The organism is bacterium (assembly GCA_037147175.1).
Lineage (GTDB): Bacteria > Cyanobacteriota > Vampirovibrionia > Gastranaerophilales > UBA9971 > UBA9971.
Genome location: JBAWVS010000089.1, coordinates 1 through 4,333, shown reverse-complemented (window position 1 = coordinate 4,333; position 4,333 = coordinate 1). Strand labels below are relative to the sequence as shown.

The window sequence follows — 4,333 nt, the reverse complement described above, 5'->3', positions numbered from 1 at the left end:
GAATTAAGTTAAAAAAACTTTATCCTAATAAATTAAATTAACAATGCACTAGTTCCCGTCCTTTTTCTTCTTGTATTTTTTTAGCTTCTGCCCGTTGTGCTTCTTGTTTTAATTTTTCTATGGGACTATTATCTACGGTTAAATCTGTAAATTCTCCTGTATCTTCTTTTTTTCCCCATAAACCTTCGCTCATACAATAATTCGACTTTACAAAGCTTGAGCCTTCTGATGATTGTGAAGTATAATTAACATTACATTTATAAGTATGATATTGATTGCGTGCATATTCAGATTTTAAATAATATCCATCACCTTTAGTTTTTTTTAGCCACTCACCATCGCTATCTCCCCTATATTTGTCGATAAAATATTTATTATAGTCATCAGGCAGAAATATATGGTCTGCCCCTTTTGTATCAGTTGGAATAAAGCCATCCTCATTTGAAGTCATTACGATAGTACCCGTGCAGCTCCATTTCTTTGCTTCTTTATTATAATCCTCCACCGCTGGATAGCTTAATTCAATATTATTTATACTGCCCGAATTAATAAAAGGGTAATAAAGATTATTTTGTTGAAATATTGATATTACATCTTGTTTAACACTCTCCGATTCGCAATCTGGAGGTCTATTTTCAATCATTTTAGTTATATTATTCTGAAAATCCTGCCAGAATGAAATACCTGATGATAATACTCTTGGAATTAACAAAACAATAAGAAATAAAAATATCATTAACATTAGCGAGCGGAAATAAAAAAAGAAATATTTCTGCTGTTTGGGTGTTTCCTTAATCAATTGATTACCACAATGTTTACAAAATTTTTCATCAATTGAACATTCCTTGCCACAATTATTGCAAAAAATATTCTCCAAATTATTATTTTCATTATTCACATTATCCAACTTAGATAAAGCACCTAATATAGGTGCTTCAGAAACTGCCGCTTTATCATTGTTTTTGTATCCACAGTTAGGACATGGTTTTTTAGGATACAGTAAAGGAGTTTCACAATTATAACAGTATTCGGAGTCAAATTCTTTTTCTTGCATACTCAAACACTCACTATACAGCTTATTTTTAACATTACTTTAACGCAATGTTATTACAAAATATAAATTTTTACAGCACTTCTTTTTAAATTAACTTTGTCATCCTTTATAAGCCCCCTCAGTAATTTTTTGAACAGAATTAATTTTAAGAGTTTAAATAGCTAACTTTAAAAGTTTAAGTAGACATATTTTTATATCTTTTCTATTTCGTGTGAGTAAAATTCCGCAAAAATTATATTTTAAAGAAAGGGTGTTTGCAGAATACAACGAAAAATTGATACCGATAAAAGAAATAACAGGAATCATACAGAAACACCCCGAAAAATTAGTGATTATTAGAGAAATGGGGTAGAGAGAAATGGCTATTAACGAATTTGATCCAAGTTTAGAACTGCTTTCCGTAGAACAAGTAGCGGAATTTTTACAAATTTCAGAAAAAACTATCTACAGTTATACCTGTGAATCGGGCAAAAACGGTGGCAGTAAAAGAAAAAGGTTTCCTAAAGAAGTTTACCTGAAATTAGGCAGGAAAATACTTTTTGTCAAGAGCAAGTTGTATTCTTGGCTTGAAAATGGTGCAAAGCTGGACTAGGAGCCTTGCTTTGCTTTTTAATTTGTGGGAATTATTGGAATTGTAAATATATGAGGTAGGGTATGAGTGTATATCAATCTAAAAGCGGAACTTGGTTTTACCGCTTCAAAGTAAAAGGCAAAAGCTATCATAAGAGTATCCCTCTGGCAACTTGCAAAAGGGAAGCTGAAATAGCTGAAACACGTATTAAATCAGACTTATTTCAAGGCAAATTTGATTTAATCGAATCAGTCGGAGAATATCCTTTTAATTCTTTAGTTAAGGAGTTTGAGAAATACGGAGAAGCTAACAGAAAAGGCTGGAATAAAGCGGATAAGTATGAGGTTGAACACCTTAAAAATTTCTTTTTAAACAAGAAATTAAATGAAATTACCCCTTTTTTTATTGAAAAATACAGGATTAATAGGAAAGCACAAGGACGAAAGCCTGCCACTATTAACAGAGATATAACAATACTTTCACGAATGTTTGCTATGGCTATAAATGAAGGGTTAATAAACGAAAATCCTTGCAGTGCTAAAAAAGTTAAACCGTTAAAGGTGGATAACCAGATAGAAAGATATTTAACAGTTACAGAAGAAAGAGAACTTTTTAGGCATCTGGAAGATTATTTAAAACCGATAATTACTATTCTACTGCATACAGGCATGCGAAAAGGGGAATGCCTGAAACTCAAATGGCAAGATAGTGTAGACCTGAAAAAACGTATGTTCACTTTATATGAGACTAAAAATGGAAAAATCAGAAAAATACCTATGTCCGATACTGTTTATAATTCACTAAAAGAGCACTCTAAGGACGGTGAATACGTTTTTACAAACCCAATGACAGGTGAACCTTATAATGATATTAAGAGGGCATTTACAAGGGCATGTAACGATGCAGGTATTGAAAAACTAAGAATACATGATTTGAGGCACACAGCAGCAACACGTATGGTATCGGCGGGGATTGATTTAGTTGTAGTCGCAAGTATTTTAGGGCATTCGGATATTAGAATTACTGCATCTCGTTATGCTCATCCGCTACCAGAGAACAAAATAAAAGCGATTCAATCACTCGATAACTTTGTCAGTCAATCAGGTTTAAGAATCGCTCAATAAAAATTATATTTCGTTTTTCTTCAGACTACACCTTATGTGTAGTTTTTATTTTGTCAGACTTTCCGTTACTTTGCTTTATTTTGTTGGTAATTACAAAAGTGTCAGGGTGACGGGAAAGTTGTAAAAAGACAGTTGGTCTGAGCTAAAGTATCAACTAGTTTGAGTTAAAAATGGATAGTAATTTTATTTTTTTGTATAAAATTCAAGTCAATTTATAATATTCTTAAATTTTTCTCGTAGTGCAGGAAATTTATCACCAAATTCGTTATCTGTAATATTTTGGATTATTATTAAACTTTCTGTAAAAGATATAGCTTTTTGAATATTCCCAACATTTAGCTCAGTGTTAACAGCTAAAAATGTTTGTAATTTTTCTTGCCAGTTTTGGTTTTGATCGTCTTTGTTTCTGCTTTCATCTTTGGATGAAGCTAAAACATCCGCAAGAATTAAAAGTTCGTTATTTTTAAATTTCAAAGCATCATTTAACAGTTTTATTGTTGTTTTTTTGGGGAAACTCTCCCTCAGGCAGTTTTCAACTTGACTTATTAGCGTTTTACTTATTCCTGAATTTTCTTCAAGTTTTCTTACAGAATAACCAAGGGCTTCACGTCTTTTTTTAACAGCATGTCCAAATTTTATCAATTGATTATTTAAATCGTATTCTTTATTCATAATATTTTTTGATTTCCTTAACTGAGTATGTATTATACCATAATTATTATATTTTAAAACAGGTGTTTATAAATGATACAAAATGTGTTATAATATTCATATATCAATTTTTAGTCTAAATATATTTATTTTAAGAAAGGAAAAAAGAAAATGGTTATTGAAATCATTGAAGGTCATAAATTTTCTGATCCTATCAAGCTTGAAACTTTTAAACCTAAAGCAGAACAAGGAGTTTATGCCATTTATTATGGAGATTATTCAGGTAAGAAATTCTGTTATATCGGATCATCAGAAGATATTAGCAAACGAGGATTCCCTTTTTCTCATAATAAAATAGATTCTATGGTAAGAAAGGCTGGTTCAAAAGAGAATCTTTACATAAGCGTTCACTATATGCCTAAATCTTCAAAAGAAAAATACCTTGAACTAGAAAGAACCCTTATAGATATGTATAATCCTCCTTGCAACAAGCAATAAGCAGGAAATCATTTTTTCATAAAATTTTGTTGATTATTGAAAATTCTTTCAGGATTTTATTGACAACTATTTCATCCGAGAGTTTTAGCTATTTTCAGTTAAAAAATAAACGGAATCTTTAAAATAATTCATTTAACTTATTTTAACATTTAATATGTTATACTACATAAAGATGATTTTACCTTAATAATGTTATTTATAGACAAGTTGTAAGACAATGAATTCAGATATACTAAAACGCTTATTTAGAGCAATTAATCAAGAAAATGTGGATGCAATTCAAAAAATTGCATTATCTATAATTGAAAATGAAAAATTAAAAGGTCATTCGAAACTTGCATCACAGCTTGAAAGTTTACTTGTGGAAAAAATAAATAAAGCAACTAGTGTTCAGTTAAGTTAAAAGTTTAGAACAAATTTTCTTTTTTCACGTCT

6 protein-coding genes are annotated in these 4,333 nt (G+C 30.2%); 4 read left to right on the top strand and 2 right to left on the bottom strand.

Going from position 1 to position 4,333, the window contains the following annotated elements; genetic code table 11:
• Window positions 1–37: 37 nt before the first annotated feature.
• Window positions 38–1,054, bottom strand: a complete 1,017-nt coding sequence (locus WCG23_12955; GenBank protein ID MEI8390779.1) for a zinc ribbon domain-containing protein — start codon at window positions 1,052–1,054, stop codon at window positions 38–40.
• A 358-nt stretch (window positions 1,055–1,412) separates the two neighbouring features.
• On the opposite strand from WCG23_12955, the gene WCG23_12950 reads away from it, so the two are divergent.
• Together WCG23_12950 and WCG23_12945 are read left to right on the top strand one after the other, a co-directional pair.
• On the top strand, window positions 1,413–1,646 hold the full coding sequence (locus WCG23_12950; GenBank protein MEI8390778.1) for a helix-turn-helix domain-containing protein: 234 nt from the start codon (window positions 1,413–1,415) through the stop codon (window positions 1,644–1,646).
• A gap of 62 nt (window positions 1,647–1,708) precedes the next feature.
• Window positions 1,709–2,749, top strand: a complete 1,041-nt coding sequence (locus WCG23_12945) for a tyrosine-type recombinase/integrase (GenBank protein ID MEI8390777.1) — start codon at window positions 1,709–1,711, stop codon at window positions 2,747–2,749.
• 207 nt (window positions 2,750–2,956) lie between these two features.
• Here WCG23_12945 and WCG23_12940 read toward each other — a convergent pair whose 3' ends face one another.
• Window positions 2,957–3,421, bottom strand: a complete 465-nt coding sequence (locus WCG23_12940) for a helix-turn-helix transcriptional regulator (protein MEI8390776.1) — start codon at window positions 3,419–3,421, stop codon at window positions 2,957–2,959.
• A gap of 150 nt (window positions 3,422–3,571) precedes the next feature.
• Between WCG23_12940 and WCG23_12935 the strand changes: the two genes are divergently transcribed.
• Window positions 3,572–3,898, top strand: a complete 327-nt coding sequence (locus WCG23_12935) for a hypothetical protein (GenBank protein ID MEI8390775.1) — start codon at window positions 3,572–3,574, stop codon at window positions 3,896–3,898.
• A 217-nt stretch (window positions 3,899–4,115) separates the two neighbouring features.
• A complete protein-coding gene (locus WCG23_12930; GenBank protein MEI8390774.1) occupies window positions 4,116–4,301 on the top strand; it encodes a hypothetical protein in 186 nt (61 codons plus the stop codon).
• Window positions 4,302–4,333: the final 32 nt, after the last annotated feature.